The sequence below is a fragment of the Pseudomonas sp. PLB05 genome, from assembly GCF_021106615.1.
In the GTDB taxonomy this organism is placed as follows: domain Bacteria; phylum Pseudomonadota; class Gammaproteobacteria; order Pseudomonadales; family Pseudomonadaceae; genus Chryseomonas; species Chryseomonas benzopyrenica.
Genome location: NZ_JAJOHO010000001.1, coordinates 1,403,984 through 1,421,821, shown reverse-complemented (window position 1 = coordinate 1,421,821; position 17,838 = coordinate 1,403,984). Strand labels below are relative to the sequence as shown.

The following is a 17,838-nucleotide window of genomic DNA, read 5'->3' as shown; positions in this document are numbered from 1 at the left end:
TCAGGCGGTAGCGCCAAGCAGACTCAGGTAGTCGCCGAAGCCGCCGCGCGCGCGGCAATCCAGCCGCGAGCTGGTACGGACGCGTACGCTGTTGCTCCAGGCGATACGTGCGCCCTGGGTCTTGAGCGCGGTGACCAAGCTGACGTCTTCGTCCACGGTCATGGAGGGGAAACCGCCGGCCTGCAGATAGGCTGCGGTAGAAATGCCGAAGTTGGCGCCATGGATGTGCTGATGGCCTTCGCGGTCGTGATAGGCCGCCTCGTAGCGGGCTCTCAGACCAGGCGAATGCGGTGTCCAGTCATCCACCTCCACCACGCCACAGACCGCATCGGCGCCATAGGCGAGCTGGGCGGCGAACCAGTCCGGCGCCACCTCGGAGTCCGCATCGGTGCAGGCCAGCCAGCGAGCGCCACGCTGGATCAGGTGCGCCGCACCGGTCGCCCGGGTCAGGCCGACGTTGCAGGCCCAGACCTCCAGGGCGGTCACCGGCAAGCGGCGAACGATGTCGGCGGTGCCGTCGGTGCAGCTGTCCAGCACGATGACGATCTCGACGGCTTCACCCAGCAGCGCCGGATGTCGCGCGGCGCGCAGCACCGATTGCAGGCAGCGTTCGACGTGTTGCTCTTCGTTATGAGCGGGTATCACGGCACCTATCATAGAAGCTGCTCCCGGCGGGCGACGGAGGTGGGGTCGGAGGACCAGAGGGTGAGGAGAAAATCGGATTCTTCGAGGTGGCTCAGGCGATGCAGGCCGGGCAGGGCGGCCATGCGCTCGTGGACCTGGTCGCCGGTCAGGGCGCAGCCTTCGATGGGGTGGCGCCGGTGGCAACCAAGCAGGACGCCGCCGGGTAGCAGGGCGCTGTGAGCGCGATCCAGCAAGGCAGCCAGGCCGTTCTCGCCGAGGTAGTAGCCGATCTCGCTGATGACGATGAGATCGAAGGCGCCTGCCGGCCAGGCGTCCGGCAACAGCAGGTGACGTACCTCGACATGGGCCTGATCGGCCAGGCGCTCATGGGCCGTGGCGACCGCGGAGGCGTTGCCGTCGCTGACCAGCAGGCGTTCGCAGCGTTCGGCCAGCCGTCTGGATAGCTCACCGGTGGAGCAGCCCGGCTCGTAGCCCTGGGTGTAGCGGCGGTGGGGCAGCATGGCCAGGGCCAGGTCCCGCTTGCGCGCCTCGTACCAGCGATGGCGATAGTCCCAGGGGTCTTCACTGCTGGCGTACAGGGAGTCGAAATAGCTCATGGAGACGGTCACGTCAGATAGACCTCCCAGGCACGGGTGAGACGGGCGACCACCGCTGGCGGCAGGATCGGTCCCTGTCCCGTGCTGGCATCCTCGGTCAACTGACTGCCGAAGGCATTCACCGCACGCTTCTTCAGCGCCAAAACGTCTTCTTCCAGATCCAGGCGGCGCGCTCTTTCCCAGGGCACCCGTGGGTCACCCGGAGCGGCCCAGTGCCAGGTCCAGACCGGTACTTCGATGCAGCGAGCACCACGCAGCCGGCAGGCTTCCACCGCGGCGCGGCCGGTGGCTTCGTGATCGGGATGGCCATCCAGTCGCCAGGTGGCGAAGACCACGTCCTCGGGCGTGATGAATTCCAGCAGCCGCTGTTGCAGGACGGCTTCCTGCTCGCTCACCTGGCCATCCGGAATCGCCAGGCGCGTTACGGTGGCGCGCTCCAGGCGCAGGCGGCGCAGGGCTTCGCGGGTCTCCAGTGGACGGGTATTGCGCAGTCGGGTGGTGGGCCAGAGGGTGGATCGTGGGTGGCTGCCATCGCCATCGGTGACCGCCACCAGCGCCAGGCGGCGACCCAGTTCACCCAGCTGGCAGAGCAGGCCGCCGCAGCCCAGGATCTCGTCGTCCGGATGAGGCGCGACGACCACCGCGCGATGTCCGGGCGGGACTAGTTGCGACGCCTCGACGGTCGGCATCTCGCCAAAGCCGGACCACTGTAGCCAGGCCTCGGGCGTGGTGCCGGCTCCTTGAATCTGACGATCGCCTACAGTTGCCAAGGGGCACCCTCCAGCAGATTGAGGTCACCCAGTACCGCCAGATCACGCTCGGCATGACTCTGGCGCAGGTAGACAGGCAGGTCCGCCATGTGGCGGGCGCAGTAGGCGTCGCGGCATAGCGGGGCGGCGCCAAAGGCCCGGCCGGTATGGCGGACGACGATTTCGGCGCACTGTTCCACCAGGGCCCGTAGCTGGCAGATGGGATAGCGGGCGTCCGCTACAGGCTCCTGATCTATCCAGTGGGCCGCCTGACGCAGCGCGGTCGCGGCGCCGAGCAACGCGGCATCCACGTGGCCCAGATGGGCCAGGGCATGGGGCTCCCGATGGCGTTTGCAGTAGGCGCGCAGGGTATCGGCCAGGGCGGTGGCCGAGCCATACCAGCAGGCGGCAATGCCCCCGCCGCCGTGCCAGAAGCCAGGGCGATGCAGATAACGGCCAGGGGCACCGACCAGTACGCCGGCTGCACCATCGAACAGCACGTCGACGCTGCCCGTATGCTGCATGCCGATCGCCCGCCAGCCGTCCTGAGTGACCTCGACGCCGGGTTGATTCATTTCCACCGCCACCAGCATCGGGTGGTCGTCCATCCAGGCGGTAACCAGAACGTGGCTGACCAGAGCGGCACCGGAGCACCAGGACTTGCGCCCATGCAGCGTCACCATGCTGTCGGCGCCATAGCGCACCAGCAGCCGGGCATCCGGCGGCTCGGCGGCCCAGACACCCCAGAGGCTCGCGGGCGGTGGCACGAAACCATCCAGTTCGCTGAGGATGGCGAGGGCGTCGGTGTGGCCTTCGTACAGCTTGACCAGGCCCAGGTCGTGATTGGCTACCTTGGCCAGGGCGCGCCAGCGCTCCAGGGTCTGCCCCTGGCCTGGCAGCGGCAGGCGATCGAGGCCGCGCTGGTTGAGAATCTGGAGTCGGTGTTGCAGCAGTGCAGGAGTGACCTCGTCATAGGCCCACTCGTCCAGGGTGTCCTGAAGGTTATCCAGATCGATCGACATCGGCTCCATCCCGTGGCTGGCGACGGCGCTGTCCACGACAACGCTCGTTAGTGCAGACCACGGGCAACGCGGAGGGGTTTCGCTTAGGCGGTACGTTGGCCGACGGCAGGCGCGTCGCTACTCGACGCCCAGCCGTTTGCGCCGTGCCGCCGTGAGGCCCTGGCGCACCTTGGCATACCCGGCCCAGGGATCGTCCTCGAGCGCTTCTAGACGTGGCAGCAGGGAGTCGAAGCGCCATTGATCGCTCGCCTCCAGGGTCGACAGCTCCTCGCGAGCGATGGGTACCGAAACGCCAAGGTGCGGACGTGCGCGCAGGGAAAAGGCGCTGACCGTGGTGGCGCCATGGCGATTGCGCAGATAGTCGACGAAGATCCGCCCCTGGCGATTCTGCGCGCCCATCTTGGCGGCGAAGAGCTTGGGCAGGGTATTGGCCAGGTGCTGCGCTGCCGCCTGAGCGAAGGCCTTGACGATCTCCCAGTCCTGGCGCCGATCCAGGGGCACCACCAGGTGCAGGCCGCGACCGCCGCTGGTCTTGACGAAGGCCTGCAGCTCCAGCTCGTCGAGCAGGGTCAGTACCAGCTCCGTCGCCTCCACCATGCGCGACCAGGGCAGGGTGGGATCAGGGTCGAGATCGAGGATGAAGCGGTCGGGGCGCTCGATACGGTCAGCGGTGGCATTCCAGGTATGGAGTTCCACCGTACCCATCTGGGCCGCGCCGATGAGCGCCTCGCGGCTGTCGATGACCATCAGGGGAGCATGGCCGGGATCCAGTGCCGGATCCAGTTCGCGGATGTGGGGGATCGCCAGGGTCTGCTTGTGCTTCTGGAAGATCTGCTCGCCGGCGATGCCCTCGGGCGTGCGGACCAGGGCAACGGGGCGGTCGGCCAGGTGCGGCAGGAGCCAGTCGGCGACGGCGGCGTAATAGCCGGCCACGTCGAGCTTGCGGGCACCGCTGGCGTCGTCGATGACCCGCTCCGGATGGCTGATGCGCACCCCGGCCACGGTGGCATCCCTCTCCTTGCCTGCGGACGGGCGGCGTGAGGCAGAGGGGCGCGCCGCCTCGGCCTCCCGGGCCGGAGTCGCCTCCTCCAGCCCGATCTCCCGGGCTGGCTTGTCGTCGCGCAGGCCATGGAAGACGCCCTGGCGGACGATGCGATCCTGGGTCATCTCGGCGTAGGCGATCTCGCACAGCTGTTCGGGCTTCAGCCAGGTCACCTCGCGGTAGGCGGCGCCCTTGGGCGGATCCACCACGGGTGGCCGCTCTACGATCAGCGGCTGGAATCTGGCATGCAATTGCTTGAGCATCGCTGCGGTGAAACCGGTGCCGACCTTACCGGCATAGTGCAACTCCCCTTGCTCATCATGCAGCGCCACCAGGAGCGCGCCCAGGTGCTGCCGCCCCCCCTTGGGCGGGGTGTAGCCGACGATGATGAATTCCTGGCGGTGGGCACACTTGAGCTTGATCCAGTCCTTGTTGCGCCGAGAGCGATAGGGGCTGCCCAGGCGCTTGCCGATCACCCCCTCGAGACCGAGTTCGCAGGCACTCGCCAGGATGCGATCGGCGGGCACCTCGAAGGCGGCGGAAAAGCGCAGCAGGTCGCTGTCGTTGCTTTCCTCCAGCAGCTTGCCCAGCAGCTCGCGGCGCTGTTCGACCGGGATCTCGCGCAGGTCCGCACCGTTCAGATAGGGCATGTCGAACAGGTAATAGGCGATGCGGGTGGCCTTGCCGGTCTCGAAGGCATTCTGCAGCGCCTGGAAGCTGGAGACGCCCTGGCCGTCGTTAACCACGATCTCGCCGTCCAGCCAGGCGTTGTCGAGGCCCAGCGCGGCCAGGGCCCGGGCCTGTTCCGGCAGGCGCTCGGTCCAGTCGTTGCCGCTACGGGTGAAGAGGCGCACCTCGCCGCCTTCGATGTGGGCGAGCAGGCGGTAGCCGTCGTATTTCACCTCATACAGCCAGTCGCCGGCCGGTGGACTGTCGACCAGGGTCGCCAGTTGCGCCTCCAGGGTCTCCGGTAATTCGGCTTTACGCGCCTTGGCCTTGCGTGCCGGCGGCTTGGGACTGGTCGAGCGGGTGCTGGCCTTGGTCTGCTTGCCCTGATCCAGGCGCGGCAGCGTCTTGTCGCTCAGCACGCTGTCGGGCTCGGCGGCGGTTACGTCGTAGTCGGCGATGTCACGGGCCTGGTCGTCGCGTTCCTTGATCAGCAACCACTGAGGCTTGTCGCTATGGCCCTGCAACCGGGTGCGCACCAGGGTCCAGTGGCCGCGCAGCTTTTCGCCCCTGAGTTCGAACTTGAGCTTGCCGGCGGCATAGCCCTCGGCCGCATCGCCATCGGCCTGCCACTCGCCGCGATCCCAGACGATGACGTCGCCCGCGCCGTACTGACCTTCGGGAATGCTGCCCTCGAAACTGCCGTAGGCGAGGGGATGATCCTCGACCTGCACCGCCAGGCGCTTTTCACCCGGGTCCAGGCTGGGCCCCTTGGGCACCGCCCAGCTCTTGAGGGTGCCGTCCAGTTCCAGGCGGAAGTCATAGTGCAGACGGCGCGCGTCGTGCTTCTGGATAACGAAGCTCAGAGCGCCCTTGGCCCTGCGTCGACGTGGGTTGTCCTCGTCACGCGGCTCGGCGGTAATGTCGAAGTTGCGCTTGCGGTTGTATTCGCTGGTCGAAGGAGCCATGGCAGCGATCCTCACTTGGCCTTGCGACGGGCGGCAGGGCTACGCCGACTGGTCGAGCGGCCAGAACTCTTGGGCTTGGGTGAATCCTTGCCCTTGTCCTGCTTGCCACCCAGGCTGCGGCGCAGCAATTCGGTGAGGTCGATGACGTCGGCGCCGCTGTCCTCGGTTTCGGGCTCGTCGGCGACGGCTTCTAGCTTGCCGTTCTTGAGCTTGCGTTCGACCAGGGCCATGACGTTGTCCTTGAAAGTGTCGTGGTACTGGTCCGGATCCCATTGCTCAGTCATGTCGTCCACCAGGCGCTGGGCCATGTCCACTTCCTTCTTGCTCACCTTGGCGTCCAACCCTTCGAGTCCGACGTCTTCCGCGGACCGCACCTCGTCGGCCCAGCGCAGGGTGTTGAGTACCAGGGCATCGCCCAGCGGCATGATCACCGCCAGGTGCTGCTTGGAGTGCATCACCAGGTTGGCCACCCCGACCTTGCCGGCGGCGCTCAGGGTGTCACGGAGCAGGGCATAGACCTTTTCGCCATTCTTGTCCGGCGCCAGGTAATAGGGCTTCTCGAAGTGCAGGATGGAGATCTCGCGCGCCTCGACGAAGGTCAGGATGTCGATGGTGCGGGTGGCCTCGGGCAGGGCGTTGTGGATCTCGTCCTCGCTGAGCACCACGTACTTGCCCTTACCATGTTCGATGCCCTTGACGATGTGTTCGCTGGGCACCTCCTTGCCGGTGGTCTTGTTGATGCGCTTGTAGCCCACCGGGTCGAGGCTGCGTTCGTCCAGCCAATCGAAGTCGATGCCCGACTGCCGGGTCGCCGAGACCACCGAGACGGGGATGTGCACCAGGCCGAAGCTGACGGCGCCTTTCCAGATCGAGCGGGGCATGGACGTTCTCCTTGAGGGGTGTCCCTCTATGGATAGGCCGGCGATCCACCCGGTTCCGCCCCCGGGGAACCCCGCTTCGTTGTTGGGTTCTACCCCCGAACGACGATTTTGCCGTTGCAGGTGCAAGGTAGAGAGGAGCAGGGCGTGGACAGTGTCGATCAGGAAGTTTTGCGCAAGACCCTGGCCTGGCGACGGGAGGGCCATGGCGTCAGCCTGTTCACCGTGGTCCAGACCTGGGGCAGCTCGCCGCGGCCGCCGGGCGCCATGCTGGCCCTGCGCGACGATGGCCAGGTCTGTGGCTCCGTGTCCGGTGGCTGCATCGAGGACGATCTGATCGCCCGACTGCACGCCGGCCAATTCGCCGGGGAACGCCCGGAGATCAGCACCTACGGTGTCTCCGGCAACGAAGCGGCGCGTTTCGGGCTGCCCTGTGGCGGTACCCTGCGTCTGGTCCAGGAACAGGTCGGTGACTGGCGCTGGGTGGAGCAGCTGTTACAGCGCTGCGACGGTCATGAACTGGCCTTACGCGAGCTGGACTTGGCCACCGGCGAGGTGCGGATCTCCAGCACCACGCGCGACGAGCCGGTCACCCTGGACGAACGACGCCTGCGCCTGGTGCATGGGCCACGCTGGCGCCTGCTGCTGATCGGTGCCGGTCAGCTTTCGCTCTATGTCGCCGACATGGCCGCCATGCTCGATTTCGAGGTGCTGGTCTGCGATCCCCGTGAGGAGTTCCGCCAGGGGTGGGAGACACGTCAGGCGCGTTTTATTTCCGGCATGCCGGACGATGCGGTGTTGTCGATCCGCCCGGACGAACGCACCGCGGTGGTGGCCCTGACCCACGATCCGCGCCTGGATGACCTGGCGTTGCTGACGGCGCTGCAGTCCGATGCCTTCTATGTCGGCGCCCTGGGTTCGTTGCGCAACAATGACCGCCGTCGTGAGCGGCTGCTGCAGCTGGAGGTGCCAGTGGCGGCCATCAACCGCCTGTATGGCCCCATCGGCCTGCATATCGGCAGCCATACACCGCCGGAGATCGCGCTGTCGCTGCTGGCGGAGGTGGTAGCGGTCAAGAACGGCATCGCCCTGACCCAGAAGAAGCGGGCCCTGGTGGCGGTGGAACAGGTCGCCTAGGGATGACAGGGGTACAGGTGCTCGTCCTGGCAGCCGGAGCCGGTAGCCGTTTCCGCGCAGCGGGCGGTGACGACAAGCTGCAGGCACCATTGCCCGGTCACCCCGAATCGACGGTATTGCAAGCCACCTTTCGCCTCTGGAAGAGCCTGGATCTGCCCTGCCTGGCAGTGGTCGCGAGCGGGGCTCCCTGGCGCGCCGAGCTGGCCCGAGAGGAAGGCCTGGAGGTGCTGATTCTGCCCACTACCGGCATGGGCGACAGCCTGGCCGCCGCGGTGCGAGCGACGCCGGACGCATCTGGTTGGCTGGTCGCCCTGGGCGACATGCCCTTCGTGCAGCCCGCCACGGCGCGACAGCTGCTGGCGCTGCATGACCCCTCGCGCGTCGTCGTGCCTGTTTTCCAGGAGAAGCGCGGTCACCCCGTGCTCTTTGGTCGGAATTTTGCCGCTGCGCTGGGCGACCTCCAGGGCGACGAAGGAGCGAAACGGCTCTTGCGCCAGGCGTCGGTGCTAGAGCGGAAGGTGACGGACGCCGGTATCCACTTTGACATCGATACCCCCGCTGACCTGAAAAAAACACCCTCGGTGGCTCTCGAACTTCCTCATTTCGCTGTTCTTCCAACGCAGGAGAACGCTATTTGGGGACAAGCAATCATGAGCACCATCGAGTCCATGCTGGACTATCTCAAGACGCGCGAGCTACAACTCACCACGGCCGAATCCTGCACCGCGGGCAAGGTAGTGGGGTTGCTGTCGGAAATACCCGGCAGCGGCAGTTGTATCGAGTCCGGTTACGTCGTCTATTCGCCCGAAGCCAAGCAACGTCTGCTCGGCGTCAAGCCCGAGACCATCGAACGCTACAACCTCACCAGTGAAGAGGTCGCGCGGGAGATGGCCGAGGGCGCGCTGCGCGATAGCCCAGCCCAGATAGCCATCGCCAATACCGGTCTGGCCGGGCCGGGCGGGGCGGATGGCATTCCCCAGGGAACCGTCTGCTTCGCCTGGGGCTATCGGGTCGGTGACGACATCGTGCTCTATTCCGAAACCCAGCATTTCGCCGGCGACCGTGAGGCCGTGCAGCTGGCCGCGGCCCGGCACAGCTTGAACGCCGTAGTGCCCTATCATCAACGTCTCGAACGCGAATCAGAGGAGAACGCACGATGACCGAAGCCCTTCAGCGCGACATCATCCAGGCCCTGCAGGTACCCGAGCAATTCGATCCAGCCCAGGAGGCCGAGCGGCGCATCCAGTTTCTCAAGGATTATCTGCTCAACAGCCGCCAGGAGAGCTACGTGCTGGGCATCAGTGGCGGCGTGGATTCCTCCACCGCCGGCCGCCTGGCGCAGCTGGCCGTGGAGCGCGCGCGCGAGGAGAGCGGCAACGCACGCCTGAGATTCATCGCCATGCGCCTGCCCTATGGTGTCCAGCGCGATGAGGAAGATGCCCAGCGCGCGCTCAAATTCATCCAGCCGGACGAGACCCATACCGTCAACATCAAGCCGGCCAGCGACGCCATGCTCGCCTCGGTGCGCGAGGCGCAGGTGGCTTTCGATGACGAGCTCCACGAAGACTTCACGCTGGGCAACATCAAGGCGCGTCAGCGCATGATCGCCCAATACGCCGTGGCTGGTGCCCGTCGGGGGCTGGTGATAGGCACCGACCATGCGGCGGAGGCTCTGATGGGCTTCTATACCAAATTCGGCGATGGCGCCTGCGATCTCACGCCCTTGCACGGCCTCAACAAGCGGCGGGTCCGGGCCGTGGCCGAATGGCTGGGGGCGCCGGACGATCTGGTGCACAAGGTGCCCACCGCTGATCTGGAATCCCTCTCACCGGGCAAGGCCGACGAAGATGCCTTTGGCATCACCTACGCCGAAATCGACGACTTCCTCGAAGGCAAGCCGGTGAGCCCGGCAACCCTGGAAATCATCCTCAACACTTACCGGCGTAGTGCCCATAAGCGTGATCTTCCCTATACCCCTTTCTAATTAATTCAAGGGGTTAGGACGTTTTATAAAGGTTTTTTCTGACGTCCGTTCCTGAGTATTGCCCGCCTTTCAGCCTGCGGCCCGGTATTTCCCAGCGAATACCGGGACACAGGCTTATTCTTTTATAAATCACTTTATATTCCTGTCATAAGCAGATGATATTTAGGGATTTTATCCATTTTTCAGAAGCTATCGGTCATTGCCGTTTGGCTGAACTTTTGCGCGCCCTCGGTGCTCAGACTCTTTCAGACACACCCGCGTGAGTGCTTCCGGTTGCAGTAGGGCCGCGGCTGTCTGGAGTGGTGTCCTCCTGGGCGTCGCTACGGGTTACCGATCCCTCTGCGAGGGGTTGGCCAGCCGGGCCTCTTTGGCGGCAAGCCAAGCAGTAGTGGGTTCATGACCTAGGTCGCAACGCTTGGGCGCTGCGACCTTTCACGCGTCTCTAGATGGAGTCAGGCTCGATGTCGAACACCGATCTCCCCGGTTCTTTTTCCACGCTTTCCCTCGATCCCGCCACTGCTGCCCAGACCCCGCGCATCGCCATCGAATCGGTAACGCCGGCCGTGGACAATGGCCAGTTTGCCGCCAAAGGTATCGCCGGTCGGGTCGTCGAGGTGACTGCCAAGATCTTCGCCGATGGCCACGACAAGCTGGCTGCCAGCGTGCTCTGGCGTCAGGAGGGCGAGGAGAACTGGCAACAGGCTCCGCTGACCCTGGAAACCAACGATCTCTGGCGCGGCCGCTTCACACCGCCGGCCGTGGGTCGTTACGAATTCGTGGTCCAGGCCTGGTGGGACGTCTGGGGCACCTATCGCTACGAGATCGAGAAGAAGTACGCTGCGGGTGTCGGCCTGAACCTGGAGTTGCAGGAAGGCCGCATCCATGTGGAACAAGCGCTGTCTCGCGCTGAAGGCGAGCAGCGCGGTCCGCTGGAGGCGCTACTGCAGCGCCTCGATCAGGCGGGCAGTGAGGGTGACAAGGTCGCCGTGCTGCTGGCGGGTGATGCCAGCCAGGCCATGGCGCCTGTGGACGCCTATGTGCATCTGACCCACAGCATCGAATACCCGCTGGACATCGAGCGCCTGCGCGCCGAATTCGCCAGCTGGTACGAACTCTTCCCACGCTCGATCACCGATGACCCCCAGCGCCACGGCACCTTCCGTAACGTGATCGGCGAATTGCCGCGTGTCCGCGACATGGGTTTCGATGTCCTGTACTTCCCGCCGATCCACCCGATCGGCCTGGCCCACCGCAAGGGCAAGAACAATACCCTGGGGGCGGGCGCGGATCAGCCGGGCAGTCCCTATGCCATCGGCAGCCCCGACGGCGGCCACGATGCCGTGCATCCCGAGCTGGGTACCCTGGAGGACTTCCGCGCCCTGGTGGCCGCGGCCGCCGACCACGGCCTGGAGATCGCCCTGGACTTCGCCATCCAGTGTTCGCCCGACCATCCATGGCTCAAGGAACATCCGGGCTGGTTCTCCTGGCGGCCGGATGGGTCCATGCGTTATGCGGAGAACCCGCCGAAGAAGTACCAGGACATCGTCAACGTCGACTTCTATGCCAAGGATGCCGTGCCGGATCTGTGGCTGGCGCTGCGTGACGTGGTCTGGCACTGGGTGGAGCAGGGCGTGAAGATCTTCCGCGTCGACAACCCCCACACCAAGCCGCTGCCGTTCTGGGAATGGCTGATCGCGGACATCCGTGGGCGCGACGCCGATGTCATGTTCCTCGCCGAGGCCTTCACCAAGCCAGCGATGATGGCGCGCCTGGGCAAGGTGGGTTACAGCCAGAGCTACACCTACTTCACCTGGCGCAACACCAAGGCCGAGCTGACCGAGTATTTCACCCAGCTCAACGAAGCGCCGTTGCGCAATTGCTACCGGCCGAATTTCTTCGTCAACACGCCGGACATCAATCCGGGCTTCCTGCAGACCAGTGGCCGTCCCGGCTTCCTGATCCGCGCGGCCCTGGCCACCATGGGTTCCGGTCTGTGGGGCATGTACGCCGGCTTCGAACTCTGCGAGGGCGCGCCCCTCACGCCCGGCAAGGAGGAATACCTGGATTCGGAGAAGTACGAGCTGCGCCCGCGCGACTTCTATGCGCCGGGCAACATCATGGGCGAGATCGCCCAGCTCAACCGTATCCGCCGGCAGAACCCGGCCTTGCAAACCCATCTCGGGCTCAAGGTCTACACCTGCTGGAACGACCAGATCCTCTATTTCGGCAAACGCACCGACGACCTGGGCAACTTCATCCTGGTGGCGATCAACCTGGATCCCTTCAACGGCCAGGAAGGCCATTTCGAACTGCCGTTGTGGGAGCTGGGCCTCGACGATCACGCCACCACCTATGGCGAAGACCTGATGACCGGGCACCGCTGGGCCTGGCACGGCAAGACCCAATGGACACGGCTGGAGCCGTCGATGCCCTTCGGCATCTGGCGCATCCAGGCGGGCCACTAGCGACCTCTCAGACGGGTCGACCAGGCAGCGGGAGACATCCCGGCGTGCCTGGTCCGATCCGTCCCCATCGCCGGGCGGCATGGACGACCGGCGCACGCATCTGATTCAGACGCCCTGTTAAGGACCTGACGACATGGCAAAACCCAATAAAGCTCGTTCCCGCAAACCTGCCGCCTTCATCGACGATCCGCTGTGGTACAAGGACGCGATCATTTACCAGGTGCACGTGAAGTCGTTCTTCGACTCCAACAACGATGGCATTGGCGACTTCCCCGGCCTGATCGACAAGTTGGACTACATCGCCAGCCTGGGCGTCAATACCATCTGGCTGCTACCGTTCTATCCCTCGCCGCGCCGCGACGACGGCTACGACATCGCCGAGTACCGTGGCATCCACCCCGACTACGGCACCATGGCCGATGCCAAGCGATTCATCGCCGAAGCCCATGCCCGTGGCCTGCGGGTGATTACCGAGCTGGTCATCAACCACACGTCCGACCAGCACCCCTGGTTCCAGCGCGCCCGCCGCGCCAAGAAGGGCTCGGCGGCGCGCAATTTCTACGTCTGGTCCGACGATGACCAGAAGTACGATGGCACCCGCATCATCTTCCTCGACACCGAGAAGTCCAACTGGACCTGGGACCCGGTCGCCGGCCAGTACTTCTGGCACCGCTTCTATTCCCACCAGCCGGACCTCAACTTCGACAATCCCCAGGTCATGAAGGCCGTCATCTCCATCATGAGATACTGGCTGGATCTAGGTGTCGACGGTCTGCGTCTGGACGCCATTCCCTACTTGGTGGAGCGCGACGGCACCAATAACGAGAACCTGCCCGAGACCCACGTGGTGCTCAAGGAGATTCGCGCCGAGATCGACGCCAACTATCCGGACCGTATGCTGCTGGCCGAGGCCAACCAGTGGCCGGAAGACACCCAGCTGTATTTCGGCGATGGCGACGAATGCCACATGGCCTTTCACTTCCCGCTGATGCCGCGCATGTACATGGCCATCGCCCAGGAAGACCGCTTCCCCATCACCGATATCCTGCGCCAGACCCCGGAGATCCCGGCCAATTGCCAGTGGTCGATCTTCCTGCGCAACCACGATGAACTGACCCTGGAGATGGTGACCGACCGCGAGCGGGACTATCTCTGGAACTACTACGCCTCGGATCGCCGCGCGCGCATCAACCTCGGCATCCGTCGTCGTCTGGCGCCGCTGCTGGAGCGAGACCGTCGCCGTATCGAGCTGCTCAACAGCCTGTTGCTGTCGATGCCCGGTACCCCAACGATGTACTACGGCGACGAAATCGGCATGGGTGACAACATTCACCTGGGCGACCGCGATGGCGTACGGACCCCGATGCAGTGGTCGGTCGACCGCAACGGCGGCTTCTCCCGCGCCGACCCAGCCAGCCTGGTGCTGCCGTCGATCATGGACCCGCTCTACGGCTACCAGGCGATCAACGTCGAGGCCCAGTCCCGCGATCCCCATTCGCTGCTCAACTGGACGCGGCGCATGCTGGCCGTGCGCAAGCAGCAGAAGGCGTTCGGCCGCGGCACCCTGAAGATGCTGTCGCCCACCAACAGACGCATCCTGGCCTACCTGCGCGATTTTACCAACGCCCAGGGTGAGCACGAGACCATCCTCTGCGTGGCTAACGTTTCCCGTGCCGCCCAGGCGGTGGAGCTGGACCTGTCCAGCTTCGCCGGTCAAGTGCCGGTGGAAATGATCGGCGGCAGCGCCTTCCCGCCCATCGGCCAGCTGCCCTACATGCTGACCCTGCCGCCCTATGGCTTCTACTGGTTCTACCTGGCTGGCAACGAGCAAATGCCCGCCTGGCACACCGAGCCGCCGGCGCCGATGCCCGACTACCAGACGGTGGTCATCAAGCGCAATCTGCAGGAGCTGCTCGACGGTGAACCGCGCCGCATCTTCGAAGAGGTGCTGCCGGTCTATCTGCCCAAGCGCCGCTGGTTCGGTTCCAAGGACGAGGCCATCACCGGCGTGCGTCTGGACTATGCCGCCCAGATCAATACCCCCAAGCTGCCGGTGATGTTCAGCGAAGTGGTGGTGACCAACGCCAAGGGCGAGGAGCGTTATGCGCTGCCCCTGGGTTTCCTTGCCGAGGAAGACCAGCACTGCAGCCCGCTGGCGACCCAACTGGCCATTTCCCGCATCCGTCACGTGCGCCGCGTGGGCCTGGTGACCGACGCCTTCGCCCTGACCAGCTTCGTGCATGGCGTGTTCGACGCCTTCCACAAGGGCGCCAAGCTTGCCGTGCCCGCGGGTGAACTGCGCTTCGAGGTCTACGATCAGGCCGAGGACTTCGCCCTGGATCCGGACATCGAGATCAAGCACCTGGGCGTGGAGCAATCCAACAGTTCGCTGATCGTCGGCGATCACCTGATGCTCAAGCTGATCCGCAAGGTGGCGCCGGGTATCCATCCGGAAGTGGAGATGGGCCGCTATCTGGCCCAGGCCGGATTCGCCAACATCGCGGCGACCCACGCCGTGGCCCAGCGCGTCGCCGCGGATGGCACGCCGCACGTACTGATGCTGGTCCAGCAGCACATCCACAACCAGGGTGATGCCTGGACCTGGAGCCTGGACGGGCTGGATCGCGTCACCCGCGATCTGCTCAGTGGCGGCATCTCCGATGTGGAGAACGAATTCACCGCCATGGGCGATCTGACGGCCTTCGCTGGCGTACTGGGCAAGCGCCTGGGTGAGATGCATCTGGTGCTGGCGCAGCCCACCGAGGATGCGGCCTTCGCCCCCGAGACCGTGGACGCCCAGGCGGCCAAGGAGCTTGCGCATCGCGTGCGCGTCCAGGTCGATGGCGCTCTGGATACCCTGCAGGGCATGGGCGACCAGCTCGATGCTACCGGCAAGGAGCTGTTGCAGCGTCTGGTCGGCAAGCGCGAAGCCCTGGCCAAGCGGATCGAGGCCCTGGCCGCCGACGTCGAGGGTGGTCTGCGTATCCGTGTCCACGGCGATCTGCACCTGGGTCAGGTGCTGGTGGCCCAGGACGATGCCATCCTCATCGACTTCGAAGGCGAGCCGGCGCGGTCGCTGGAAGAACGCCGCGGCAAGTACGGTCCGCACAAGGACGTCGCCGGGGTGCTGCGCTCCTTCGACTACGCGGCGGCCATGGTCACCCAGTCGAGCAACGCCGGCGCGGATACCTCGGAAGAGCACCTGCAACTGCGTGCCAAGGCGGCAGAGACCTACCGCAATGCGTCCTACGCAGCCTTCCTGGAAGGCTATCGCACTGCGGCGGCCGACATCGGCCACCAGTGGAGCGAGCGGGGCGAGCAGGCGGCGCTGGATCTCTACAGCCTGGAGAAGGCGGTCTATGAGATAGGCTACGAGGCTGCCAATCGACCCACCTGGATCAACATCCCGCTACGTGGCGTCGCCGCCATCGTCGAGACCCTCTTGTCCGGAGCCCGCGCATGACCGATCACAACACCGCTTCCGTCGCTCCCCTGGACGACGCCCGGCTCTCGGCTGCCGAAGCCGAGTCGCTGGCCCGCGGCGAGCACGGCAATCCCTTCGCCGTGCTCGGTCCTCATCCCGATGGCGAGGGCGTGATCGTCCGCGCCTTCCTGCCCAGTGCCCTGGGTGTCGAGCTGGTCGATCGCGTCAGCGGTCGGCCCCTGGCCCAGATGCAGCCCGGGCGGGTGCCTGGCCTGTTCGTCGCGCGGCTGGAGTACGCCGCGCCCTACAAGCTGATCATCCGCTGGCCCAGCGGCGTGCAGGAAACCGAGGATCCCTATTCCTTCGATCTGCTGTTGGGGGAAACTGATCTCTACCTGTTCAACGAAGGCCGCCACCGCAATCTCGGCGAGACCTTTGGCGCCCAACGCTGCCAGGTCGACGGCATCGAGGGCGTGCGCTTCGCGGTCTGGGCACCCAATGCCCGGCGCGTCTCGGTGGTGGGCGACTTCAACAGCTGGGATGGTCGCCGCCTGCCCATGCGCCTGCGTGCCAACAGTGGTGTCTGGGAGCTGTTCGTGCCGCGCCTGCCGGTCGGCACGGCCTACAAGTACGAGATCCTCGGCCAGCACGGCGTGTTGCCGCTCAAGGCCGACCCCATTGCCCTGGCGGCGGAGTTGCCACCGCGCACAGCTTCGGTGGTGGCCGACAACAAGCCTTTCACCTGGCACGATCAGGACTGGATGGCTCGCCGTCGCGAGTTGCAAGGCGTGGAAGCGCCTATCTCGGTCTACGAATTGCACGCCGGTTCCTGGCGCCGCGAAGGGGGTGACGAGGGGCGACAGTACAACTGGCGCGAGCTGGCGGAGCGCTTGATTCCCTACGTCCGCGAGATGGGCTTCACCCATATCGAGCTGCTGCCGATCATGGAGCATCCCTTCAGCGGTTCCTGGGGCTACCAACCGCTGGGCCAGTTTGCGCCCACCTCGCGCTTCGGCACCCCGGCAGACTTCGCTGCCTTCGTCGATGCCTGTCACCAGGCGGACATCGGTGTCATCCTCGATTGGGTCCCGGCGCATTTCCCCACCGACGAACACGGTCTGGCCCGTTTCGACGGTACCGCCCTGTACGAGTACGAGCACCCCTTCGAAGGCTTCCACCAGGACTGGAACACCTACATCTACAACCTGGGGCGCCACGAGGTGCATGGCTTTATGCTGGCCTCGGCCATGCATTGGCTCAAGCACTTCCACATCGACGGCCTGCGGGTGGATGCCGTGGCCTCCATGCTCTACCGCGATTATTCGCGCAAGCACGGTGAGTGGATCCCCAACATCCACGGCGGTCGCGAGAACCTGGAAACCATTGCCTTCCTGCGTCACCTCAACGAGGTGGTCCACGAAGAGGCGCCAGGCGCGCTGGTGATCGCCGAGGAATCCACATCCTGGCCGGGCGTCAGCGCACCGGTGAGCGAAGGGGGGTTGGGTTTCGACTTCAAGTGGAACATGGGCTGGATGAACGACACCCTCCACTATGTGGAAGAGGATCCGGTTTATCGCCAGTACCATCACCACCAGATGACCTTTGGCCTGGTGTACGCCTGGTCCGAACGCTTCATGCTGCCCATTTCCCACGATGAGGTGGTGCACGGCAAGGGCTCGATGATCGAGAAGATGCCGGGCGACGTCTGGCAGAAGTTCGCCAACCTGCGTACCTACCTCAGCTTCATGTGGACCCATCCGGGTAAGAAGCTGCTGTTCATGGGCTGCGAATTCGGTCAGTGGCGCGAGTGGAGTCATGACCGCGAGCTGGACTGGTTCCTGCTGGAGCACGGCACCCACCGGGGCGTGCAGCAGCTGCTGGCCGATCTCAACCACCTCTATCGTCATGAGCCGGCTCTGCACGAGCGCGATCACCTGCCCGAAGGTTTCGACTGGGTGGTAGGGGACGACAATGGCAACAGCGTCTTCGCCTGGCTGCGCAAGGACGCCCAGCAGCGACCGCTGTTGGTCATCGCCAACTTCACCCCAGTGCCGCGTCACGACTATCGAGTGGGCGTGCCTGCATTGGGCCACTGGCAGGAGATCTTCAATAGCGATGCCGAGCGCTATGGTGGTTCTAATCTGGGCAATGGTGGCGGCGTGACGGCCGAGGAAATCGGCGCCCACGGCCAGCCGGCCTCGCTGAATCTGCAAGTGCCACCGCTGGGTCTGCTGGTGTTCAAGCCGCAGGGCTGATCCGGGA

General features: G+C 65.2%; 12 protein-coding genes and 1 pseudogene. 7 read left to right on the top strand and 6 right to left on the bottom strand.

All coding sequences use genetic code 11. The features are described from left to right. From LRS53_RS06530 to ku, 6 genes are all read right to left on the bottom strand, one after another. Positions 1 to 657 (bottom strand): glycosyltransferase, encoded by a 657-nt coding sequence (locus LRS53_RS06530; RefSeq protein WP_231355375.1) that lies wholly within the window; start codon positions 655 to 657, stop codon positions 1 to 3. After that, positions 654 to 1,241 (bottom strand): class I SAM-dependent methyltransferase, encoded by a 588-nt coding sequence (locus tag LRS53_RS06525; RefSeq protein ID WP_231355374.1) that lies wholly within the window; start codon positions 1,239 to 1,241, stop codon positions 654 to 656. The genes LRS53_RS06530 and LRS53_RS06525 overlap by 4 nt, the downstream gene beginning before the upstream one ends. A gap of 8 nt (positions 1,242 to 1,249) precedes the next feature. Continuing rightward, positions 1,250 to 2,011 (bottom strand): PIG-L deacetylase family protein, encoded by a 762-nt coding sequence (locus LRS53_RS06520; RefSeq protein WP_231355373.1) that lies wholly within the window; start codon positions 2,009 to 2,011, stop codon positions 1,250 to 1,252. Then, positions 1,999 to 3,012: an acyl-CoA dehydrogenase gene (locus tag LRS53_RS06515; RefSeq protein ID WP_442968485.1), complete on the bottom strand. Its 1,014-nt coding sequence runs from the start codon at positions 3,010 to 3,012 to the stop codon at positions 1,999 to 2,001. Before LRS53_RS06515 ends, LRS53_RS06520 begins: the two co-directional genes overlap by 13 nt. A gap of 117 nt (positions 3,013 to 3,129) precedes the next feature. Then, positions 3,130 to 5,688, bottom strand: coding sequence for a DNA ligase D (ligD, locus tag LRS53_RS06510; RefSeq protein ID WP_231355371.1), 2,559 nt, complete (start codon positions 5,686 to 5,688; stop codon positions 3,130 to 3,132). A gap of 11 nt (positions 5,689 to 5,699) precedes the next feature. After that, a complete protein-coding gene (gene ku / locus LRS53_RS06505) occupies positions 5,700 to 6,569 on the bottom strand; it encodes a non-homologous end joining protein Ku (RefSeq protein ID WP_231355370.1) in 870 nt (289 codons plus the stop codon). Between the two features lie 144 nt (positions 6,570 to 6,713). On the opposite strand from ku, the gene LRS53_RS06500 reads away from it, so the two are divergent. The 7 genes and pseudogenes from LRS53_RS06500 (at position 6,714) to glgB (ending at position 17,831) form a co-directional block, all read left to right on the top strand. Then, on the top strand, positions 6,714 to 7,703 hold the full coding sequence (locus LRS53_RS06500) for an XdhC family protein (RefSeq protein WP_231355369.1): 990 nt from the start codon (positions 6,714 to 6,716) through the stop codon (positions 7,701 to 7,703). Positions 7,704 to 7,705: 2 nt separating this feature from the next. Next, a pseudogene (locus LRS53_RS06495) lies at positions 7,706 to 8,191 on the top strand (nucleotidyltransferase family protein); the annotation flags it as partial. A 162-nt stretch (positions 8,192 to 8,353) separates the two neighbouring features. Then, entirely contained in the window at positions 8,354 to 8,863 is a 510-nt protein-coding gene (locus LRS53_RS06490; RefSeq protein WP_231355416.1) for a CinA family protein, read from the top strand. Beyond that, positions 8,860 to 9,687, top strand: coding sequence for an ammonia-dependent NAD(+) synthetase (gene nadE / locus LRS53_RS06485; RefSeq protein WP_064308797.1), 828 nt, complete (start codon positions 8,860 to 8,862; stop codon positions 9,685 to 9,687). The genes LRS53_RS06490 and nadE overlap by 4 nt, the downstream gene beginning before the upstream one ends. Positions 9,688 to 10,148: 461 nt before the next feature. Next, positions 10,149 to 12,152, top strand: coding sequence for an alpha-1,4-glucan--maltose-1-phosphate maltosyltransferase (locus LRS53_RS06480; RefSeq protein ID WP_231355368.1), 2,004 nt, complete (start codon positions 10,149 to 10,151; stop codon positions 12,150 to 12,152). A 133-nt stretch (positions 12,153 to 12,285) separates the two neighbouring features. Next, entirely contained in the window at positions 12,286 to 15,615 is a 3,330-nt protein-coding gene (gene treS / locus LRS53_RS06475) for a maltose alpha-D-glucosyltransferase (protein WP_231355367.1), read from the top strand. Further along, positions 15,612 to 17,831: a 1,4-alpha-glucan branching protein GlgB gene (glgB, locus tag LRS53_RS06470; protein WP_231355366.1), complete on the top strand. Its 2,220-nt coding sequence runs from the start codon at positions 15,612 to 15,614 to the stop codon at positions 17,829 to 17,831. The genes treS and glgB overlap by 4 nt, the downstream gene beginning before the upstream one ends. The last annotated feature ends 7 nt before the right edge of the window (positions 17,832 to 17,838 follow it).

Excerpts from the sequence above, each read along its gene's own strand:
- LRS53_RS06515 (WP_442968485.1), bottom strand. The coding sequence starts at position 3,012 with ATGTCGATCGATCTGGATAACCTTCAGGACACCCTGGACGAGTGGGCC.
- LRS53_RS06480 (WP_231355368.1), top strand. The coding sequence starts at position 10,149 with ATGTCGAACACCGATCTCCCCGGTTCTTTTTCCACGCTTTCCCTCGAT.
- LRS53_RS06530 (WP_231355375.1), bottom strand. The coding sequence starts at position 657 with ATGATAGGTGCCGTGATACCCGCTCATAACGAAGAGCAACACGTCGAA.
- treS (WP_231355367.1), top strand. The coding sequence starts at position 12,286 with ATGGCAAAACCCAATAAAGCTCGTTCCCGCAAACCTGCCGCCTTCATC.
- LRS53_RS06525 (WP_231355374.1), bottom strand. The coding sequence starts at position 1,241 with ATGAGCTATTTCGACTCCCTGTACGCCAGCAGTGAAGACCCCTGGGAC.
- LRS53_RS06490 (WP_231355416.1), top strand. The coding sequence starts at position 8,354 with ATGAGCACCATCGAGTCCATGCTGGACTATCTCAAGACGCGCGAGCTA.
- nadE (WP_064308797.1), top strand. The coding sequence starts at position 8,860 with ATGACCGAAGCCCTTCAGCGCGACATCATCCAGGCCCTGCAGGTACCC.
- ku (WP_231355370.1), bottom strand. The coding sequence starts at position 6,569 with ATGCCCCGCTCGATCTGGAAAGGCGCCGTCAGCTTCGGCCTGGTGCAC.
- ligD (WP_231355371.1), bottom strand. The coding sequence starts at position 5,688 with ATGGCTCCTTCGACCAGCGAATACAACCGCAAGCGCAACTTCGACATT.
- glgB (WP_231355366.1), top strand. The coding sequence starts at position 15,612 with ATGACCGATCACAACACCGCTTCCGTCGCTCCCCTGGACGACGCCCGG.